The sequence below is a fragment of the Caulobacter sp. UC70_42 genome, assembly GCF_044056025.1.
GTDB lineage: Bacteria > Pseudomonadota > Alphaproteobacteria > Caulobacterales > Caulobacteraceae > Caulobacter.
On sequence record NZ_CP171994.1, the window covers coordinates 3,300,598 to 3,318,769 of the forward strand.

The following is an 18,172-nucleotide window of genomic DNA, read 5'->3' on the forward strand; positions in this document are numbered from 1 at the left end:
CCTGCGTCTCTGTGACAAATCTGTAATCAAGTCAGTCGTTTAGCGCGTAACAATCCGAAACAGACTTTGCTTTGCCGCGACGCAGCATCCTTCCTAGATGGAAGCTGGGGCGAAAGGACGACCGCAGAGTCGTCCGTCGAACGATAAGGTGTCTCTAGTGTCGGCTTCGGGTTATTTTCAGCACACGGTCGCAGGACCGGTGATCTTCGCGGGGATCGGCCTGCACACGGGCGCGCACGTGCGCGTTTCGGTGCGTCCGTCGGCCCCCGACACGGGGATCGTCTTCGTGCGGACCGATGTGCAGAACCGCGACAACCGCGTCCCCGTGACCGCCCAGGCGGTCTGCCAGACCCAGCTCGGTACGGTGATCGGCAATGGCGACGACGTCCGCGTCTCGACCATCGAGCACCTGATGGCGGCCCTGGCGGCCCTGTCGATCGACAATTGCGTCGTCGAGCTGGACGGTCCGGAAGTGCCGATCATGGACGGCTCGTCCGAGCCCTTCATCCAGATCCTGGACCGCGCCGGCCGCCGCAAGCAGGAAGCCGTCCGCCAATATATCGAGATCCTGGCCCCGATCACGGTGGAGGACGGCGACAAGCGCGCCTGCCTGCTGCCGTCGGACCGCTTCGAGGTCGCCTTCGAGATCGCCTTCGGCTCGCGGGCCATCGGTCGTCAGGCCGTTGATCTGGTCGTCGACGAAGAACTCGTTCCGCGCCGAGCTCTCCGACTGCCGCACCTTCGGTTTCGTCCGCGACGTCGAGGCGCTGCGCGCCATCGGCCTGGCCCGTGGCGGGTCGATGGAGAACGCCGTGGTGATCGACGGCGACCGCGTGCTGAACCCCGAAGGCCTGCGCCGTCCGGATGAATTCGTGCGCCACAAGGCGCTGGACGCCATCGGCGACCTCTATGTGCTGGGCAAGCCGCTCCTGGGCCGCTTCGAAGGCGTTCTGGCCGGCCACGGCCTCAATAACGCCGTGGTTAGGGCGTTGCTTAACCAGCCGCGCGCCTGGCGCCTACGCGCCCTCGCGTCGGAACTGGCCGAAGCGGTCTAGATAGCGTCTCCGGGAGTCGGGCTCGGCGTTCGCATTTGCGCCTTTGACGGCGTGGTGTAGAAGCCTTGCACGGCGCTGGGGCGCGCGTTTGCTTCGAGGGTGAGAGACTCCGTGCTTCGTAATTTCAAGGGACGTTCGGCCGTCACGATCGCCGCAATGCTTGTCGCCGTTTCGGTGGCGGGCTGCGCGGGCAAGGCCAAGAAGCCGACCCTCGCCTACGAAGAGCGCCCGGTCGAGCTGCTCTACGCCACGGGCGCGAACCGCCTGGACCGCGGCAACTGGAACGAAGCCGTCGACTATTTCCGCGAGGTCGAGCGCCAGCACCCGTATTCGGAATGGTCGCGTCGTTCAATTCTGATGACCGGCTACGCCCACTACATGGGTAACCAGTACGCCGACGCCATCGGCGACTCGGACCGCTTCATCTCGCTGTATCCTGGCAATCCGTCGGCCCAATACGCCTACTATCTGAAGGCCATCTGCTATTTCGAGCAGATCGTCGACGTGAACCGCGATCAGGCCGCCACCGAGCAGGCCCTGGCCGCGCTGCGCGACGTCGTCCAGCGCTATCCGACCACCGAGTACGCCCAGGACGCCCGCCTGAAGATCGACATGGTCAACGACCAGTTGGCCGGCAAGGAAATGGCCATCGGTCGCTACTACCTGAAGAACGGCCAGACCCTGGCCGCCATCGGCCGCTTCAAGACGGTCATCGAAAAGCACCAGACCACCTCGCACACGCCTGAAGCGCTCTACCGCCTGGTCGAGGCCTATCTGACCATCGGCCTGAGCGAGGAAGCCAAGCGTAATGGCGCGGTCCTGGGCTATAACTTCCCGGGCGACCGCTGGTACGCAGACGCCTACAAGCTGCTCAACGACAATGGCCTGCGCCCCGCCGTCGAGCCGCTGAAGGCCGGCGCCAAGCGCAACGCCCTGGAGCGAGTCCTGTCGAAGGACAAGGACACCACCCTGGCGCCCCGGGCGAAAAGAAGTCCAAGAAGGGCCTGATGGGCGTTCTGGGCATGTAGAAGCGACGGGACCAGACGCCTGGTCTCGTTTCGTTCTACCTTTGCGCTTTGAAAAATCCTGATTCCCGGCGATCTTGCGCGTCATGCTGATCGGCCTCTCCATCCGTGACGTCGTGCTCATCGAGAGCCTGGACCTGGCCATTGGCGAGGGCCTGACCGCGCTGACCGGCGAGACCGGGGCGGGGAAGTCGATCATTCTCGACGCCCTGGGCCTGGCCACCGGCGCGCGCGCCGACGCGGGACTGGTGCGCCGAGGGGCCGCGGGTCACGCCTCGGCCACGGCGATGTTCGCCCTGCCGGCCGACCACCCCGCCTTCGCCTATCTCGACGACAAGGGTCTGGCCTACGCCCGCGACGAGGATCTGGTCCTGCGCCGGCAGCTGTCGCCCGACGGGCGCTCCCGGGCCTTCGTCAATGACCAGGCCACCAGCGTCGGGGTGCTGAAGGACCTGGGCGCGCTGCTGCTGGAGGTTCACGGACAGCACGAGACCGTCGGCCTCCTGGATCCCAAGACCCATCGCGGCCTGCTGGACGCGTTCGGCGGCGTGTCGATCGGCGCCGTCGGCTCGGCCTGGAGCGCCTGGCGCGCCGCCCGCGAGGCGGCCGCCGAGTTGCGCGACCTCGCTGGACGCGCCGCCGCCGAGACCGAGGAACTGACCCTCCGCCTCTCCGAACTGGACCGTCTCGATCCCCGCGAGGGAGAGGAGGAGGCGCTGGCCGAGGAGCGGGCCCTGCTGAGTTCGGCCGAGAAGGCCATGATCGACATCGCTTCGGCCCAGGACGCCCTGGGCGGCGACGCCTTGTCCGGCAAGCTTGCCCAGGCCTATCGGGCCTTGGAGCGGGCCCGCGAGCGCGCCCTGCAGGCCGGCGCTCCGGCTGATGGCGCGGCCATGACCCGGCTCTCGGCCGCCTGCGAGGCCGTCGACCGCGCCCTGGTCGAGGCCCAGGAGGCCAGCGCCGCCATCGACTCGGTCGCCGAGAGCTTCGAGTTCGAGCCCGATCGCCTGGAGAAGGCCGAGGAGCGCCTGTTCGCTCTGCGCGGCATGGCCCGCAAGCTCAATGTCCTGGTCGAGGACCTGCCGGCCAAGCGCGCCGAGTTCGCCGCGCGGCTGCAGGCCATCGAGACCTCCGAGGAGGCCCTGAAGGCCGCCGACAAGGAAGCCGCCGAGGCCCGCGAGGCCTATCTGTTCGCCGCCGAGGCCCTGTCGACCGAGCGCCGCGCCGCCGGCGACGCCTTGGCCAAGGCCGTCGAGGCCGAACTGGCCCCGCTGAAGCTGGAGAAGGCCCGGTTCCGCGTCGCCGTCGAGCCGCTGGCCGAGGATCGCGCCGGCCCGACGGGCCTGGACCGCATCGCTTTCGAGATCTCGACCAACCCCGGCGCGCCTTTCGGTCCGATGGAGGCCATCGCCTCTGGCGGCGAGCTTGCGCGCTTCGCTCTGGCCCTGAAGGCGGCGTTGGCGGGACGCGGCGGCGGCCCGCAACCGCTGATGATCTTCGACGAGGTGGATCAAGGCGTCGGCGGGGCCGTGGCCGACGCGGTCGGCTTGCGCCTGAAGCGCCTGGCCTCGAACGCCCAGGTTCTGGTCGTCACCCACTCGGCCCAGGTCGCCGCGCGGGGCGACGCCCACTGGCGGATCTCGAAATCGGGCGACGACACCTCGACCCGCACCAAGGTCGAACCGCTCGGCCCGTCCGAGCGCGAGGAAGAGATCGCGCGTATGCTGTCGGGTGCCGAGGTGACGGAAGCCGCGCGCGCGGCGGCGCGGGCCCTGATGGCCTAGAGCGTGGCAGCCGAAAGTGTGAGCGGTTTCGGCGTCTGCCACGCTCCAAATGTTTGAAATAGAGCCTGTTTATCCGCTTCTGATGTTTCCATCAAAAGCGGACAGGCTCTAGGCTGTCGCAGGAGCGCTGGTCGGAACGCGCTGGGCGGCCGACCGCCCCTTCATCCAACGCTGCAACGGCGCATCCACCACCCGCTCGAACATCCACGCCACGACGATCGTCGCCGGGATGGCCAACGCCCACAGCGCCCAGGCCGCCGCCGCGGGCAGGCCCAGCTTGCTCTCCACCATCCGCGCGACGCCGAACCAGACGGCGGCCGTCAGGGTGTTGGTCAGAAACAGCGAGAACGACAGTTTCCCAGCCGCGCCGGCCCAGCGCCAGGCCCGGGGCTTGGAGGCGCCGGCCGCGTAGATCAGGAAGCCCAGCAGGGCCAGGCTGAAATAGTCGAACCGGCCCAGGGCCTGGATGCCGATCACGGCCGTCAGGGTCGCCACGGCCAGCGGCAGGGCCTGGCGGCGCGCCAGGGTCGTCACCGGCAGGCGGGCGACCAGCAGGCCGATCATGAACAGCGGCACGCCCCGGATCAGGCCGAAGCGCAGCGGCAGCTGGTAGCCGGGGATGTCGAAGGCCATCAGGGCGGCCTGGTCGATGGCGACATAGGCGCAGACTCCGAGGATCAGCAGGGCCAGCGGCCGCCGCGTCGCCGCCACGCGCCGCCACGCCATCGGGAACAGGGCGTAGGCCGCAATCAGTGCCGACAGGGTCCAGGTCGGCATGTTCCAGCCGGAGTTCCCAGGGACGAACCACGCCTGGACCAGGAAGACCTGCGGCAGCAATTGGTCCCACTGGAACCACTGCGGGTTCTGCGGCGCCAGGCCGATCGCCGAGGTTCCAACGAAGAACGCGACGAACAGAGCCAGCATCACCAGATGGGGCGGCCAGATGCGCTGCACGCGCCGCTTCAGGAAGGTCAGGGTGTCGACGTCCGAGCCCTGGACGCGGGGGCCATAGGTCCGAGCCAGCACATAGCCCGACAGCATCAGGAAGAAGTCGGTGGCCAGATAGCCGCGCCCGAAGGCCGGCGACAGACTGAACAGCGACACCGGCGCGCGCTCGGCCACGTGATAGAGCACGATGAACAGCGCCGCCAGGAACCGCAGGGCGTCCAGCGGACCGTCCCGCGACAGGACGGGCAGAGCGTTATTTGTGCCGGCTTTGAACATCGAGGGCTCCTTCAAGCCTTGCCGCGCAAGGGCCGGGCCAGTTTTCCCCTGACAGGCGATCACATCGCTGACTCCCCCCGTCAGGACGGCGTTGCTAACCTGCCGGAACTTCCCGTCTTTCGGATTCGCCGCTGTGTCCCTCATCCCCGTCGCCGACCTCACCGAAGCCCAGGCCGTCGAGGAACTGGAGCGCCTGGCCGACCAGCTGACCGCGCACGACATCGCCTATCACCAGCAGGACGCGCCCACGATCAGCGACGCCGAGTACGACGCCCTCAAGCGCCGCAACCTCGATATCGAGACCCGCTTTCCGCACCTGGTTCGCGACAACTCCCCGTCCATGCGGGTTGGCGCGGCGCGGGCCGAGCAGTTCGCCCCGGTCGAGCACGGCGTGCCGATGCTCAGCCTGGACAACGCCTTTTCCAACGACGAGGCGATCGAGTTCGACGCCCGGATCCGGCGGTTCCTGCGCCTGTCGCCGTCCGAGACCGTCGCCTATACGGCCGAGCCCAAGATCGACGGCCTGTCGGCCTCGCTGCGCTACGAGAAGGGCGTGCTGGTCCAGGGCGCGACGCGCGGCGATGGCCGGGTGGGCGAGGACGTCACCGCCAACCTGCGCACCATCGCCGACATCCCTCACCGCCTGAAGGGCTCGGGCTGGCCCGACGTGATCGAGGTGCGCGGCGAGGTCTATGTCGAGCTGGAGGCCTTCGCCGCCTTCAACCAGGCCGCCGAGGAGGCCGGCCAGCGCACCTACGCCAATCCGCGCAACTTCGCCGCCGGCTCGCTACGCCAGATCGATCCGAAGATCAGCGCCCAGCGGCCGCTGCGCTTCTTCGGCTATGCCTGGGGCCTGGTGTCCGAGCCGTTCGCCGACAGCCAGTGGGGGGCGCTGGAGAAGCTCGCCGAGTGGGGTTTCGTCACCACGGCCCCGCCGGCCAGGCGGGTCGAGAACGCCCAGGGCCTGCTGGAGGTCTACGCCCAGTTCGAGACGCTGCGGCCCACGCTGGGCTTTGACATCGACGGGGTCGTCTACAAGGTCGACGACCTGGACCAGCAACGCCGCCTGGGCTTCGTGTCGCGCTCGCCGCGCTGGGCCATCGCCCGCAAGTTCCCCGCCCAGCGCGCCCGCACGATCCTGGAAGCCATCGACCTGCAGGTCGGCCGGACCGGCGCCATCACGCCGGTGGCGCGGCTCAAGCCGGTGACGGTCGGCGGCGTCTCGGTGACCAACGCCACCCTGCACAACGCCGACGAGATCGCCCGCCTGGACGTCCGCCTCGGCGATACCGTGGTGATCCAGCGGGCCGGTGACGTGATCCCCCAGATCGTCGAGGTAGCCCTGGATGCACGGCCCGATCCGGCGCCCGCGCCTTACGAATTCCCCCAAGTCTGCCCGTGTCCGCTGCAAACGCCGCTGGCCCGCGAGGTCACGGCCTCGGGCCAGGAATCGGTGGTGCGCCGCTGCACCGGCGAGTTCGCCTGTCCGTTCCAGCGGGTCGAGCATCTGCGCCACTTCGTGTCGCGCCGCGCCTTCGACATCGAGGGCCTGGGCGAAAAGCAGCTGCAGGCCTTTTTCGACGAGGGCTGGATCACCGAGCCGGCCGACATCTTCAAGCTGGCAAAGGACGAGGAAAAGCTGGCGGCGCTGCGCGAGCGCGAGGGCTATGGGGAGACCTCGGTGAACAACCTCGTGCGAGGGATCGAGGCCCGCCGCACGATCGGCATGGACCGGATGATCTACGGCCTGGGCGCGCGCGACATCGGCGAGACGACCTCGAACCGTCCTGGCCCGCAACTTCGACCGCTTCGAGGACCTGCGAGCCGCCGCCGAGGCCGCCGCCAAGGGCCTGCCCGGCGAGACCTATCTGGAGCTTTCCACGGCCCAGGGCGTCGGCCCCAAGGCGCTGGACCTGCTGGTCGAGGCGGGGAAGGGCGGCCTGGTCGCCGACCCCTGGCCCCAGACCGACGACCTGGAGATCAAGATCGGCCACGCCGTGCCCAGGCTGACCAAGCCGGCCCGCGCGGCCCTGGCCCAGCGGTATGGGACCTGGGACGCCTTCGCCCAAGGGCTGGCCGCCGCCGCCTCGGGCGCCCCGGGCGAGGACTATCTGCACCTGGCCGCCATCGACGGCGTCGGTCCGGTGGCGGCCCAGTCGCTGGCCCGGTTCTTCGCCGAGGAACACAATCGCGCCAAGGTCGCCAATCTCGTCGCCGAACTGGACATCAAGCCGGTCGCCAAGCCCCAGACCGACACTGCCGTGGCCGGCAAGACCATCGTCTTCACGGGGGCTCTCGAGAAGATGACCCGCGACGAGGCCAAGGCTCAGGCTGAAAGCCTCGGCGCCAAGGTGGCCTCTTCGGTGTCGAAGAAGACCGACCTGGTCGTGGCCGGTCCGGGCGCGGGCTCGAAGCTGAAGACGGCCACCGAGCTGGGCATCCAGGTGATGACCGAGGACGAGTGGCTGGCGATGGTCGGCGCATGAAGGTCATCGCGCTGGACTTCGAGACCGCCAACGAGCAGCGCGCCAGCCCGTGCTCGATCGGCCTGGCCTGGATCGAGGATGGCCAGGTGGCGCGGATCGAGCACCACTATATCCGTCCGCCCGGCAATCGCTTCGCGCGGTTCAACATCGCCTTTCACGGCATCGGGCCTCAACAGGTCGCGGACGCCGACGAGTGGCCGGACGTGCTGGAGCGGCTGCGCCCCGAGCTGGATGGCGCGCTGGTCTTGGCCCACAACGCCTCGTTCGACGTCAGTGTGATCCGTCGGACCTGCGAGCACTATGACGTGCGGCCGCCCAGCTTCGACTATCTATGCACGGTGCAGGTGGCGCGCGGCGTCTGGCCGGAGCTGTCGTCGCACAAGCTAAACGTGGTCTGCGGCCACCTGGGCGTCGACTTCGCCCACCACGACGCGGCGGCCGACGCCTATGCCTGCGGGCGCGTGGCGCTGGCGGCGGCGAGCTTGAATGGCGTGACGCATGTTCGCGACCTTCCGGGACGCCTGGGCATGACCCTCGGTCGGTTGAGCCACGACGGCTATACGCCGCCCAAGGGCGCGGTCAGCCTCCGACGGGCGCGGGTCCACGGCTGAGGCGCATCGCCGCAACCGCAATTCCCGCCTCCTTTTCGCCTTCGGCCTTGTCCTCACTGGGCGGATCACGCAACGAATGGGTTCAAACACGCATTCGAATGCGTGAACTTATTGGGAGTACCGAATGCTGCGCACTATCCTGCTCGCCGCCGCCATGGCCGTTACGGCCGGCTCGGCCTTCGCGGCCGACGTCACCGGGGTCTGGCAGACGCCGACCAACGGCGGCCAGGTCGAGATCGCCCGCTGCGGCAACAGCCTGTGCGGCAAGCTGATCACGTCCGACCACATCAAGGCCAACCCGGCCCAGAAGGACGCCAAGAACAAGGACGATTCCCAGCGCGGCCGTCCCCTGAAGAACCTGCAGATGCTGTACGACTTCACCGGCGGCCCGACCAAATGGACCGGCGGCAAGGTCTATAATCCGGACGACGGCGGCACCTATTCGGGCACGATCGAACTGCTCAGCGACAACGAGCTGAAACTGAAGGGCTGCATCGTCGCCCCGCTGTGCAAGACGCAGCGGTGGACGCGGTTGAAGTAGGCGTCGCGCGCGCCGCCTAGAGCGGCGCGCAGACCTCTTCCATCCAGGCCCGGACCTCGGGCTCGACCCGAGGGCCGATCTCACGCAATACGCGAGCGTGATAGGCGTCGAGCTGCGCTGTTTCCTCGGCGCTCAGCAGGCTCTTGTCGATCAGGCGGCGGTCGATCGGCGCCAGGGTCAGGGCCTCGAAGCGGTGCATCGGGCGGTCGCCGCCCGCCACGTCCTCGGCCGGCATGACCACTTCCAGGTTCTCGATCCGGATGCCGTATTCGCCGTCCTTGTAGTAGCCGGGCTCGTTCGAGACGATCATGCCGGGCTGCAGGGCGATGGTGTTCGGAGCCTTGGAAATCCGCTGCGGGCCCTCGTGAACCCCCAGATAGACGCCGACGCCGTGGCCGGTGCCGTGGTCATAGTCCAGGCCGTGGGCCCACAGCGCGGCGCGGGCGAAGGCGTCTATGGCCGAGCCCGTGGTGCCGGGCGGGAAACGCAGGCGGGCGATCGCCAGGTGGCCTTTCAGCACCAGGGTGTTGCGGTGGATCATCTCCGCCGACGGCTCGCCGATGGCGACCGTGCGGGTGACGTCGGTGGTGCCGTCCAGATACTGCCCGCCGCTGTCGACCAGCAATAGAGAGCCCATCGCGGCGCGCTCGTTGGAGCGTTCGGTCGGGTGGTAGTGGGGAAGGGCGCCGTGGCCGTTGGCCGCGCCGATGGTGTCGAAGGACAGGTCCTTCAGCCGGCCGGTAGCCTCGCGGAAGCCTTCCAACTTGGCGACGGCCTCCTTTTCGTCCGGCGGATTGACCTGCCCCTCGGTGGCCAGCCAGTGCAGGAAGCGGGTCAGGGCCGCGCCGTCGCGCCTGTGGGCTTCGCGCGTGCCGTCCAGCTCGACGCCGTTCTTGCAGGCCCGGGGCAGGGCGCAGGGATCCATGGCCCGGACGATCTTCGCGCCGGCGGCGGCCAGTTGGTCAAAGTACCAGGCCGAGGACTGGCTCGGATCGACCACGACGGTCTTGTCCGAAAGGTCGCCCAGCGCCTCCTGAAGCTTGTCGGGCGTCTCCAACGAGACCTGGTTGCCCAGCCAGGCCGGCAGGTCGGTGGTGACCTTGGCCGGCTCCAGGAACAGGCGGGCCGCGCCGTCGGCGCCGAGGATGGCCTGAGCCAGCGGCAGGGGCGAGCGAATGACGTCGCCGCCGCGGATGTTGAACAGCCAGGCGATCGAGGCCGGCGCGGTGATCACCGCCGCGTCGGCGCCAAAGGCGGCGATCGCCGCGCCGACCCGCGCGCGCTTGGAACTGGACTCCTCGCCCGCGTATTCGACGTGGTGCGGCACGACCGGGGCCATCGGCTGGGCGGGACGGGCCTCGCCCCAGGCCAGGTCGATCGGGTTGACGGCGACGGGCTTGAGGATCGCGCCGGCGCGGCTGGCGGCGGCCTTCAGGCCTTCCAAGGCCGAGGGGCTGTGGAGGCGGGGGTCATAGCCGATCACCGCGCCCCTTTCGGTCGTCTCCAGATAGGCCGGCACGCCGCCCTCGACGAGGTCGAGGATCTCGAACAGGTCTTGGTCGACCTGCTCGCGGACTTGCAGCGTATAGCGGCCATCGACGAAGACGGCGGCGCGGTCCTTGAGGATCACGCCCGCGCCGGCCGAGCCGGTGAAGCCGCTGGCCCAGGCCAGGCGGTCATTGGCGGCGGGCAGATATTCGTTCTGGTGCTCGTCCTCGTGCGGCACGAGGAAGCCGTCCAGCCCCTGCTCGGCCATGGCGGCGCGGATCAGCGGGACGTGCTTGGGCCCGAAGGACGGGTCGGTGGAATTCGTCGAAGGTCTGGCGCATGGCTACCGATTTAGGCCGCCATGCGCCGACAGGGAAGGCCTAGGGCCGTTGCAGGACCAGCGTCGCCCAGGCGTCGCGGTGGATGCGGTTGACGACCTTGAAGCCGCGCGACAGGTAGGCGGCCTTGACCATCCGCTCCTGGGTGCGCAGCAGGCCCGACAGGATGACCGTGCCGCCGGGAACCAGGGCGCGCTTGATGTCCTGGGCCAGACCGATCAGCGGGCGGGCCAGGATGTTGGCGAACACCAGGTCGTAGGGCGCGTTGTTGGCCACCAGCGGGTTCGACAGGCCCGAGGCGTGGACGAACTTGGCGTTGGCCTTGTTGACCTTGGCGTTCTCCTTGGAGATCCGCACGCTGGGCTTGTCGATGTCGGTGCCGACGGCCAGCTTCGAACCGGTGCGGGCGGCGGCGATGGCCAGCAGGCCCGTGCCGGCGCCGACGTCCAGAACCTTGTTGAACCTGCGGGCCTTGATCAGGCGGTCATAGGCTTGCAGGCAGCCGACGGTGGTGCCGTGGTGGCCGGTGCCGAAGGCCGCGCCGGCCTCGATACGCAGGTTGACCGTGCTGGCCGGCAGGCGTCCGCGGTCGTGCATCCCGTAGACGAAGAAGCGGCCGGCGCGCACGGGCGGCAGGCCCGACAGCGCCATGGCCAGCCAGTCGGCGTCGGCCAGGGTGTCGCGCACGACCTTCAGGTCGTACTGGCCCAGCAGCGCCATCAGGCTGGCGTCTTCCTCGTCGGTCGTGGGGAAGGCGTCGATGCGCCAGACGCCCTTGTCCTCGTCCTCTTCCAGGATCGAGTAGGTGGCGCCTTCCAGGCCGGGATGGTTGTCGATGGCGTCGGCGGCGGTCTCGGTCTCGGCGCGCGCGCCGCGGGCGACGATCTGCTGGGGCGTATAGTCGGTCATGCCGCTCCGTTAGCGGCAAAGGCGCTAAAAAGCGAGCCTTCAGCGTGTCGTCATGCCGGTGGCCGCCGCGTCCGCCATCACCAGAGGCGCGGGCGCCGCCATGGCCTGGGGCTGGTGATCCTCGGGCAGGGAGACGTCCAGGATGTCGCCGCGCTCGGACGCCCAGTTCGGTGCGTCCGTTGGCGGCGGAGGCGCGGCCGGGCCGTGTTCGGCCGGAACATAGGGCGGAAGCTCGGGCGCCGGGGGCGGTTCATAGTCGGCGTACTGGATCGGCGGCGGGGGCTGCGTCGCCTTGAGGAAGTCCGTGCCGACCACATAGTCCGGGACCTTGCCCGATGGCCACGAGATCGGTTCGGCATAGGCCTGCAGGGCGTACTGGGCCGGCTCCATCTCGGGCGTGTAGCCGCGATCCTGGGCTCCGGTCTGCATGGCCAGTCCAGCCACGGCGCCGAGCACGGCGCAGGCCGGCGCGCCAAGGGCGACGGGGCGGGTGAGGGCGAAGGCCTTCAGGTGGCCAAGGAAGTGTGCGAGCCGCGGGTTCATGTCGGCATAGCGCGCGACGAGGGCTTTGGTTCGAAATCCCACTCGCGAGACTCAGGGCGCGGATTCTAGGTTGGTCGCGAAGAGGGCCGTCATGACCAAAAAGCCGCTGCTGCGCGAACGCCACGCCCACGAGCACGCCCGCGTCACCTATGTGGAGCTGTTCTTCGATCTCGTGTTCGTGTTCGCGGTCACACAGCTTTCCCACGCGGTGATCGGACACCCAACCGGCCTTGGCCTGCGCACGCAACCCTGCTGCTGCTGGCCGTCTGGTGGGCGTGGGTGTTCACCGCCTGGGTCACCAACTGGATGGATCCGGAGCGGACGCCGGTGCGGGTGATGCTGTTCGTGTTGATGGCGGCGGGCCTGGTGCTGTCGGCCGCCATCCCGGACGCCTTCGGAAAGCGCGGTCTGGTCTTCGCCTGCGCCTATGTCTTCATCCAGGTCGGGCGGAGCCTGTTCTTCCTGCTCGGCGTGTGGCGCGAGCCGGCCCACCGGCTGAACTTCATTCGTATCCTGGCCTGGCTGTCCTTGTCGGCGATCTTCTGGATCACCGGCGCCTTTCAGCAGGGCGAGATGCGGCTGCTGATCTGGGCTCTGGCCATGGCGATCGAATACGCCTCGCCGGCCATGGGCTTCTGGACGCCCGGCCTGGGCCGCTCGGCCTCGACCGACTGGGTCGTGGAGGGCGGTCACCTGGCCGAGCGCTGCGCCCTGTTCACGATCATCGCCCTGGGCGAGTCGATCATCGTCACCGGGGCCACGGTGGTCGGCCTGCCATGGACTTTCGAGGTGATCGCCGCCTTCGCCAGCGCCCTGGTCTGCAGCATCGCCATGTGGTGGATCTATTTTCGTTCACGGCCGAGGCGGCCAGCGAGGCCATCGCTCATTCCGACAATCCCGGCCGGATCGCGCGCGTCGCCTACACCTACAGCCACCTTCTACCGGTGGCGGGGGTCATCGTGGCGGCGGTCGGCGACGAGTGGGTGCTGCACCATCCCCTGGGCCATACGGATTTCAAGACCGCCGCCGCCGTGATTGGCGGACCGGCGCTGTTCCTGTTCGGAGCCCTGGTGTTCAAGCTTTCGGTGTTCAGGCAGTGGTCCCGCACCCGGATCGCTGGCCTGGCCCTGCTGGCGGCGCTGGTTCCGGTCGCGGGACATGTCAGCCCATTGACGTTGTCAGTGGCGACGACCCTGATCCTGGTCGCGGTCGGGGCGTGGGAGACGTGGTTGGCGGAGGCGCGTCGCGCCGCTTAGCCGATCTGGTCGATGACGATATCGCGCAGTTGGGCGCGGGTGAGGCCGGGCCACACCCAGTCGGATTGGGCGGCGCGCGCTTGCGTCGCGGGGCGGAAGGTCGAAGGCATGTGGGGCGCGCTCTTGGTGGCGGCCTTACGGGTAAAGTTGGTTTTCATAAAGTTCCAGACAGGGGTCGGGCGTGTCGCCGGACCCGATAGATCATAAAGGGTGGAGATATCCGCCCGGAGCCGTCGGTGACGGTTTGGGGGGCGATGGAGCGCCAGGGCGATAGCCGTCTTGGGCTGAAGCGTTTGGCTGCTTCCTGACTAGCATATGGTTATCCGCTTGTCGCGTTCAACCCCCGCGACATCGGAGCGCGGGGGAAAGATGCTCCTCATGCGCCGCGGGGAGCATCCGCCGTCGTTCAGGCCTTCTCGACGAAGCTGTCGATGACCTTCTTCTCGCCGGCCTTGTCGAAGGCCACGGTCAGCTTGTTGCCTTCGATGCCGGTGACCTGGCCGTAGCCGAACTTGACGTGGAACACCCGGTCGCCGCGCGAATAGGCGCTGCCCGTGGGGGCCGAGACGGCGACCAGGCGACCTTCGCCCTCGATCGGGCGCCGAACGGGCGGACGACCCGGCGCGGACGCCCTGGGGACCGCGCCAGGCGGCGTTGCGCTCGCCGAAGCCGGCGGTGCGTTCCTGGGCGCGCTTCCAGCCGGGGCTGTCATAGCTGCTGCCGGCCTGGAAGGCGCTGACGCCCGGATCGTCCCAGCGCGAGGCCGCCGTGGACTGCATCCCGGGGCCGCCGCCGTAGTAGCCGGTCTCGGACGCCGCATCGACGTGGGCGATCGGCAGTTCGTCGACGAAGCGGCTGGGCAGCTGGCTGGTCCAGCGGCCGTAAACCTGCCGGTTGGCGACAAAGCTGATCAGGGCCTGCTCGCGGGCGCGGGTGATGCCGACATAGGCCAGGCGGCGTTCTTCCTCGAGGCCCTTCTCGCCCTTGTCGTCCATGCTGCGCTGGCTGGGGAACACGCCTTCCTCCCAACCGGGCAGGAAGACCAGCGGGAATTCCAGGCCCTTGGCCGAGTGCAGGGTCATGATCCAGACGGCGTCGCCGGTGGCTTCGCGGTCCAGGTCCATGACCAGCGACACGTGCTCCAGATAGGCCTCGAGCGTGTCGAAGGCGCCCATCGACTGGACCAGTTCCTTCAGGTTCTCCAGCCGCGTTCGGCTGGTTGGGCCCTTGTCCAGACGCAGGGCGTCCGTATAGCCGCTCTCCTCCAGCACCGTTTCCAGCAGGCGCTGGTGGTGAACGGTCCCGATCAGCGAGCGCCAGCGGTCCAGGTCGCGGATGAAGTTCGACAGGGCCGTGCGCGTGCGCGCCGGCAACTCGTCGCTGGTGATGATCTGGCGCGCCGCCTCGGTGGTCGAGACCCCGTTCAGCCGGGCGATCTGCAGCAGCTTCTGCACCGACGTGTCGCCGATGCCGCGCTTGGGCGTGTTGACGATGCGCTCGAAGGCCAGATCGTCGTCCGGTGACTGGATCAGGCGCAGATAGGCGTGGGCGTCGCGGATCTCGGCGCGTTCGAAGAAGCGCGGGCCGCCGACCACCTTGTACGGGATCTGCAGCATCACGAAGCGCTCTTCGAACGCCCGCATCTGGAAGCTGGCCCGCACCAGGATGGCCATCTGGTTGTACTTGCGGCCGGCGCGCCTGGCCCGCTCGATCTCGTCGGCGACCATGCGGCTCTCGGCCTCGCCATCCCAGACGCCGCTGACCCGGACCTTGTCGCCGCCGGTCGCCTCGGTCCACAGGGTCTTGCCGAGGCGTCCCTTGTTGGCCGTGATCAGACCGGAAGCCGCCGCGAGGATGTGCTCGGTCGAGCGGTAGTTGCGCTCCAGGCGCACGACCTTGGCGCCGGCGAAGTCGCGCTCGAACCGCAGGATGTTGTCGACCTCGGCCCCGCGCCAACCATAGATCGACTGGTCGTCGTCGCCGACGCAGCAGACGTTCTGCCGGCCCTGGGCCAGCAGCCGCAGCCACAGGTATTGGGCGACGTTGGTGTCCTGGTACTCGTCGACCATCACGTATTTGAAGCGGCGCTGGAAGTCCTCCAGCACGTCGGGATGGCCGGTGAACAGGCTGATATTGTGCAGCAGCAGGTCGCCGAAGTCGCAGGCGTTCAGGATGCGCAGGCGCTCCTGATACTGACGGTAGAGGCTGATCCCCTTGCCATTGGCGAACTCGCCGGCCTCGCTGGTCGGGACGCGATCCGGCGTCCAGCCCCGGTTCTTCCAGCCGTCGATGATCTGCGACAGGATCCGCGGGGTCCAGCGCTTGGCGTCGATGTTCTCGGCCTCGATCAGCTGCTTCAGCAGCCGCTCGTTATCGTCGGTGTCGATGATCGTGTAGTTCGACTTCAGTCCCACCAGTTCGGCGTGGCGGCGCAGGATCTGGGCGGCCACCGAGTGGAAGGTGCCCAGCCAGCGCAGGCCCTCGGCCTCCGGGCCGATGATGTGGGTGATCCGCTCGCGCATCTCGCGCGCGGCCTTGTTGGTGAAGGTCACCGCCAGCAACTCCCACGGGCGGGCGCGGCCGGTCGCCAGGATGTGGGCCAGACGCGTGGTCAGCACCCGGGTCTTGCCCGTGCCGGCCCCGGCCAGGACCAGCAGCGGGCCTTCGGTCGTCTCGACCGCCTCGCGCTGCTCCGGGTTCAGGCCGTCGAGATAGTCGGGCGTCGCGTGGCCATGCGCCGGCGGCCGCGGCCTGGCCAGGTCGGAGATGCGCGGAGAGGGGAGGTCGCCCGGAAAGCCGCCGGCGGCTTCGCGCGAGTCATCATCGGGATACATGGAACATATGTAGCACAAACCGCGCGGAGCTTAAGCCCCAACAGGCGCGGCATAGGGATGACGAGGTGTGTTGGAAAGGAACTACCCGCGCCCGTGCCGTTCATCCGCCATCACGAACAAAGCCGACAGGCACGGAGACTTCTCATGGCCGAAGGAACTAGCAGCAGCGGCGGCGGAAACGCTGGCTTGGCGTTCATCGTGGGCGGCCTGGTGGTCGTTGTCGCAGTCCTGGCCTTCTTCATGATTTCCGGTGGCTTCACGCAACAGAAGAAGGTCGACGTGAACATCTCGGCCTCGGCGCCGAAATTGCCGGACGCGCCGAAGCTTCCCGACGCGCCCAAGACGCCGGGCTGATCCATGGCCAGGACGCTCGCCGATAACGGACAGGCGCGTCGCGAGACCGGCGGCGGGGTGTTCGCTGTTCTGCTGGTCCTGGCGATACTGGCGTCGGCGGTCTGGGGCGCCTGGACGCTGGGCGTGATGGCCGGTGACCGGGCCGAGTGGCGCAGGACCTTGCCCGATATGTCGAGGGCGTTGCGCCAGACGCCGAACCCGCAACCGCCGCCGCTGCCGCTGCCGACGCAGCGGCGCCCTGCCGTGACGCCTGAACTTCGCGATTAGAGCCCGCGCTTCCGACGGCGGGCTCTTTTCAGACACAGCCGCTTTTCAGACAGAGCCGCGAAGCGCGTAAAACCGCGCGCCTTCAGCCACGTTCTAGGCGGCCGCGCGCGCCAGGGCGAAAACACGACACGCCGAGGCCAGTGGGCGCTCTCCGCGCTCGAGGTCGATTCTCTGGATCAGACCGGCCAGGCTCACGGCCTCGTCGGCCGCCGCGCTCTCCAGCACCGCCCAGAACTCCGGCTCAAGCGCCAGGGAGGTCGCGTGGCCCGCCAGATTCACCGAGCGTTTCTTCAACCCCGCCATGGGAAATCCATCGCGGTTCAATCCTCGCGCTTGGCGCCGTCGAGGTCGCGCTTGAGCTTGTCGGCCCGCGCCGCGTCCAGGGTCTTCTCGCCCTTGGTGCGGCCGAACTTGGCGCGGTTCTCGGCGGCGCGAGCCTTGTCATCGGCCTTGGCCTTGGCTTTGCGGGCCTGGTTCAGATTGACGATGTCAGCCATGCGCTTACGGGGACTTCTTCTTGGGTGCGGGACGAATGACCAAGGTTTCCTGCAGATGCAACGCCTCGTCCTTCTTGAGCACCAGCGGCGCGCGGCCGGGGAAGACGCAGTTCTGCATCGAGCGATCATTATATAGCATCCAGCGCGTCACCGCCTGGCCATTGGCTTTGCAGGCCAGGCCCACCGCCCAGGCCGGCGCGGCCTCGCCGGTCCAGGCGAAACCCATGTTGCCGCCGGCGTTGATCGCCGCGCCGTTCGGCGTGATCGTCTTGCCGCCCGAGGCGAAGGTCAGGTGCTCGGGATCGACCAGCCGGATCGAGAACCCGCCGAAGCCGCGATCGTCCTCGCTGCCGCCCAGGCCGAGGGCTTCGACGCGTGAGGTGATCGTAGTGTCGAACTCCACCCGTCGCGCGCCGCTCTTCAGGGGACGCACCGTGACCCTGGTCGTCTCACGGGCGACATAGGCCAGCTCCGGTCCGGAATTGACCATCCAGTCGACCTCGACCGTCAGGGTCCCGCCGCCCTCGGCGTCGCCCAGGAACGTCTTGGAGCGGACGAAGTAGCTGAGGCCCTTCATGTACCAGCCGTCGGCGACGGTCTCGCCGCTGGTCTGCACCTTCATCCAGGCCCACCAGACACCGCGCTGGTGCGGATGGTCTCCAGGCCTGTCTTCGGTCAAGGCCGTTCCGTCCGGTGCGTAGAGCACGCCGACATAGTTGGCCCGGCCGGGTTCTGTGGCGGGATCGAGCGGCTTGGTTCGGTAGACCAGCACGGTCTTGCCGGCCTCGGTCAGGGTCACGGCGTCGCCGGCGAAGACGGCGTCGACCCGCTTGCCAATGGCCGGATCGGCGAGCGCTGGGCCGGCGGCCAGGAGGAGGGCGCAGGCGAGAAGGGCGCGTAGGCTCATGCGTGACCCCCAAACTCCGTTTGGAACGTATCAAGAACAATCCATGCGTGCAT

At 68.5% G+C, this 18,172-nt stretch carries 13 protein-coding genes and 6 pseudogenes; 10 read left to right on the top strand and 9 right to left on the bottom strand.

The genetic code is table 11. From position 1 onward, the window contains the following. The first annotated feature begins 157 nt into the window (after window positions 1-157). From lpxC to recN, 3 genes and pseudogenes are all read left to right on the top strand, one after another. Window positions 158-1,055 (top strand): annotated as a pseudogene (gene lpxC, locus ACHMW8_RS16410) (UDP-3-O-acyl-N-acetylglucosamine deacetylase). Between the two features lie 99 nt (window positions 1,056-1,154). Then, window positions 1,155-2,083: pseudogene (locus ACHMW8_RS16415) on the top strand (outer membrane protein assembly factor BamD). 83 nt (window positions 2,084-2,166) lie between these two features. After that, window positions 2,167-3,864 carry a DNA repair protein RecN gene (recN, locus tag ACHMW8_RS16420; protein ID WP_125156570.1) on the top strand — a complete coding sequence of 566 codons (1,698 nt, stop codon included), beginning with the start codon at window positions 2,167-2,169 and terminating at the stop codon, window positions 3,862-3,864. Window positions 3,865-3,972: 108 nt separating this feature from the next. Here the strand turns inward: recN and ACHMW8_RS16425 are convergent, their stop codons facing one another. Then, window positions 3,973-5,088 (bottom strand): acyltransferase family protein, encoded by a 1,116-nt coding sequence (locus ACHMW8_RS16425; RefSeq protein ID WP_395443132.1) that lies wholly within the window; start codon window positions 5,086-5,088, stop codon window positions 3,973-3,975. A 133-nt stretch (window positions 5,089-5,221) separates the two neighbouring features. Here ACHMW8_RS16425 and ligA point away from each other — a divergent pair. From ligA to ACHMW8_RS16440, 3 genes and pseudogenes are all read left to right on the top strand, one after another. Beyond that, window positions 5,222-7,574: pseudogene (gene ligA / locus ACHMW8_RS16430) on the top strand (NAD-dependent DNA ligase LigA). Further along, window positions 7,550-8,185 (top strand): 3'-5' exonuclease, encoded by a 636-nt coding sequence (locus ACHMW8_RS16435; RefSeq protein WP_395443133.1) that lies wholly within the window; start codon window positions 7,550-7,552, stop codon window positions 8,183-8,185. Before ligA ends, ACHMW8_RS16435 begins: the two are co-directional and overlap by 25 nt. A gap of 124 nt (window positions 8,186-8,309) precedes the next feature. After that, window positions 8,310-8,726: a DUF2147 domain-containing protein gene (locus tag ACHMW8_RS16440; protein WP_125156574.1), complete on the top strand. Its 417-nt coding sequence runs from the start codon at window positions 8,310-8,312 to the stop codon at window positions 8,724-8,726. Window positions 8,727-8,742: 16 nt separating this feature from the next. Here ACHMW8_RS16440 and ACHMW8_RS16445 read toward each other — a convergent pair. From ACHMW8_RS16445 to ACHMW8_RS16455, 3 genes and pseudogenes are all read right to left on the bottom strand, one after another. Further along, window positions 8,743-10,555, bottom strand: a pseudogene (locus ACHMW8_RS16445) (aminopeptidase P family protein). Between the two features lie 39 nt (window positions 10,556-10,594). Beyond that, window positions 10,595-11,461, bottom strand: coding sequence for a 50S ribosomal protein L11 methyltransferase (locus ACHMW8_RS16450; protein ID WP_395443134.1), 867 nt, complete (start codon window positions 11,459-11,461; stop codon window positions 10,595-10,597). 39 nt (window positions 11,462-11,500) lie between these two features. Further along, a complete protein-coding gene (locus tag ACHMW8_RS16455) occupies window positions 11,501-12,004 on the bottom strand; it encodes a hypothetical protein (RefSeq protein ID WP_395443135.1) in 504 nt (167 codons plus the stop codon). A gap of 91 nt (window positions 12,005-12,095) precedes the next feature. On the opposite strand from ACHMW8_RS16455, the gene ACHMW8_RS16460 reads away from it, so the two are divergent. Together ACHMW8_RS16460 and ACHMW8_RS16465 are read left to right on the top strand one after the other, a co-directional pair. Continuing rightward, on the top strand, window positions 12,096-12,341 hold the full coding sequence (locus ACHMW8_RS16460; RefSeq protein WP_395443136.1) for a low temperature requirement protein A: 246 nt from the start codon (window positions 12,096-12,098) through the stop codon (window positions 12,339-12,341). Beyond that, window positions 12,284-13,260, top strand: a pseudogene (locus ACHMW8_RS16465) (low temperature requirement protein A). The gene ACHMW8_RS16460 and the pseudogene ACHMW8_RS16465 overlap by 58 nt, the downstream one beginning before the upstream one ends. On the opposite strand, the gene ACHMW8_RS16470 reads toward ACHMW8_RS16465, so the two are convergent. Together ACHMW8_RS16470 and ACHMW8_RS16475 are read right to left on the bottom strand one after the other, a co-directional pair. Further along, window positions 13,257-13,418 (bottom strand): hypothetical protein, encoded by a 162-nt coding sequence (locus ACHMW8_RS16470; protein WP_199743418.1) that lies wholly within the window; start codon window positions 13,416-13,418, stop codon window positions 13,257-13,259. The pseudogene ACHMW8_RS16465 and the gene ACHMW8_RS16470 sit on opposite strands and share 4 nt — an antisense overlap. A gap of 248 nt (window positions 13,419-13,666) precedes the next feature. After that, window positions 13,667-16,094, bottom strand: a pseudogene (locus ACHMW8_RS16475) (UvrD-helicase domain-containing protein). Window positions 16,095-16,187: 93 nt separating this feature from the next. Between ACHMW8_RS16475 and ACHMW8_RS16480 the strand changes: the two are divergent. Both ACHMW8_RS16480 and ACHMW8_RS16485 read left to right on the top strand, forming a co-directional pair. Continuing rightward, complete coding sequence (locus ACHMW8_RS16480) at window positions 16,188-16,448, top strand: hypothetical protein (RefSeq protein ID WP_395443137.1); 261 nt, start codon at window positions 16,188-16,190, stop codon at window positions 16,446-16,448. Between the two features lie 3 nt (window positions 16,449-16,451). Next, a complete protein-coding gene (locus tag ACHMW8_RS16485) occupies window positions 16,452-16,715 on the top strand; it encodes a hypothetical protein (RefSeq protein ID WP_395443138.1) in 264 nt (87 codons plus the stop codon). Window positions 16,716-16,808: 93 nt separating this feature from the next. Here ACHMW8_RS16485 and ACHMW8_RS16490 read toward each other — a convergent pair whose 3' ends face one another. From ACHMW8_RS16490 to ACHMW8_RS16500, 3 genes are read right to left on the bottom strand one after another with little or no spacing between them, the layout of a single operon-like run. Further along, window positions 16,809-17,018, bottom strand: a complete 210-nt coding sequence (locus tag ACHMW8_RS16490; protein ID WP_395443139.1) for a ribbon-helix-helix domain-containing protein — start codon at window positions 17,016-17,018, stop codon at window positions 16,809-16,811. Between the two features lie 17 nt (window positions 17,019-17,035). After that, the gene (locus ACHMW8_RS16495; protein ID WP_125156583.1) at window positions 17,036-17,212 is read right to left on the bottom strand and encodes a DUF4169 family protein; all 177 of its coding nucleotides are present in this window, start codon (window positions 17,210-17,212) and stop codon (window positions 17,036-17,038) included. 4 nt (window positions 17,213-17,216) lie between these two features. After that, the gene (locus ACHMW8_RS16500) at window positions 17,217-18,119 is read right to left on the bottom strand and encodes a DUF6807 family protein (RefSeq protein ID WP_395443140.1); all 903 of its coding nucleotides are present in this window, start codon (window positions 18,117-18,119) and stop codon (window positions 17,217-17,219) included. Between the last annotated feature and the right edge of the window lie 53 nt (window positions 18,120-18,172).

Excerpts from the sequence above, each read along its gene's own strand:
- recN (WP_125156570.1), top strand. The coding sequence starts at position 2,167 with ATGCTGATCGGCCTCTCCATCCGTGACGTCGTGCTCATCGAGAGCCTG.
- ACHMW8_RS16425 (WP_395443132.1), bottom strand. The coding sequence starts at position 5,088 with ATGTTCAAAGCCGGCACAAATAACGCTCTGCCCGTCCTGTCGCGGGAC.
- ACHMW8_RS16440 (WP_125156574.1), top strand. The coding sequence starts at position 8,310 with ATGCTGCGCACTATCCTGCTCGCCGCCGCCATGGCCGTTACGGCCGGC.
- ACHMW8_RS16450 (WP_395443134.1), bottom strand. The coding sequence starts at position 11,461 with ATGACCGACTATACGCCCCAGCAGATCGTCGCCCGCGGCGCGCGCGCC.
- ACHMW8_RS16455 (WP_395443135.1), bottom strand. The coding sequence starts at position 12,004 with ATGAACCCGCGGCTCGCACACTTCCTTGGCCACCTGAAGGCCTTCGCC.
- ACHMW8_RS16460 (WP_395443136.1), top strand. The coding sequence starts at position 12,096 with ATGACCAAAAAGCCGCTGCTGCGCGAACGCCACGCCCACGAGCACGCC.
- ACHMW8_RS16470 (WP_199743418.1), bottom strand. The coding sequence starts at position 13,418 with ATGAAAACCAACTTTACCCGTAAGGCCGCCACCAAGAGCGCGCCCCAC.
- ACHMW8_RS16485 (WP_395443138.1), top strand. The coding sequence starts at position 16,452 with ATGGCCAGGACGCTCGCCGATAACGGACAGGCGCGTCGCGAGACCGGC.
- ACHMW8_RS16490 (WP_395443139.1), bottom strand. The coding sequence starts at position 17,018 with ATGGCGGGGTTGAAGAAACGCTCGGTGAATCTGGCGGGCCACGCGACC.
- ACHMW8_RS16495 (WP_125156583.1), bottom strand. The coding sequence starts at position 17,212 with ATGGCTGACATCGTCAATCTGAACCAGGCCCGCAAAGCCAAGGCCAAG.
- ACHMW8_RS16500 (WP_395443140.1), bottom strand. The coding sequence starts at position 18,119 with ATGAGCCTACGCGCCCTTCTCGCCTGCGCCCTCCTCCTGGCCGCCGGC.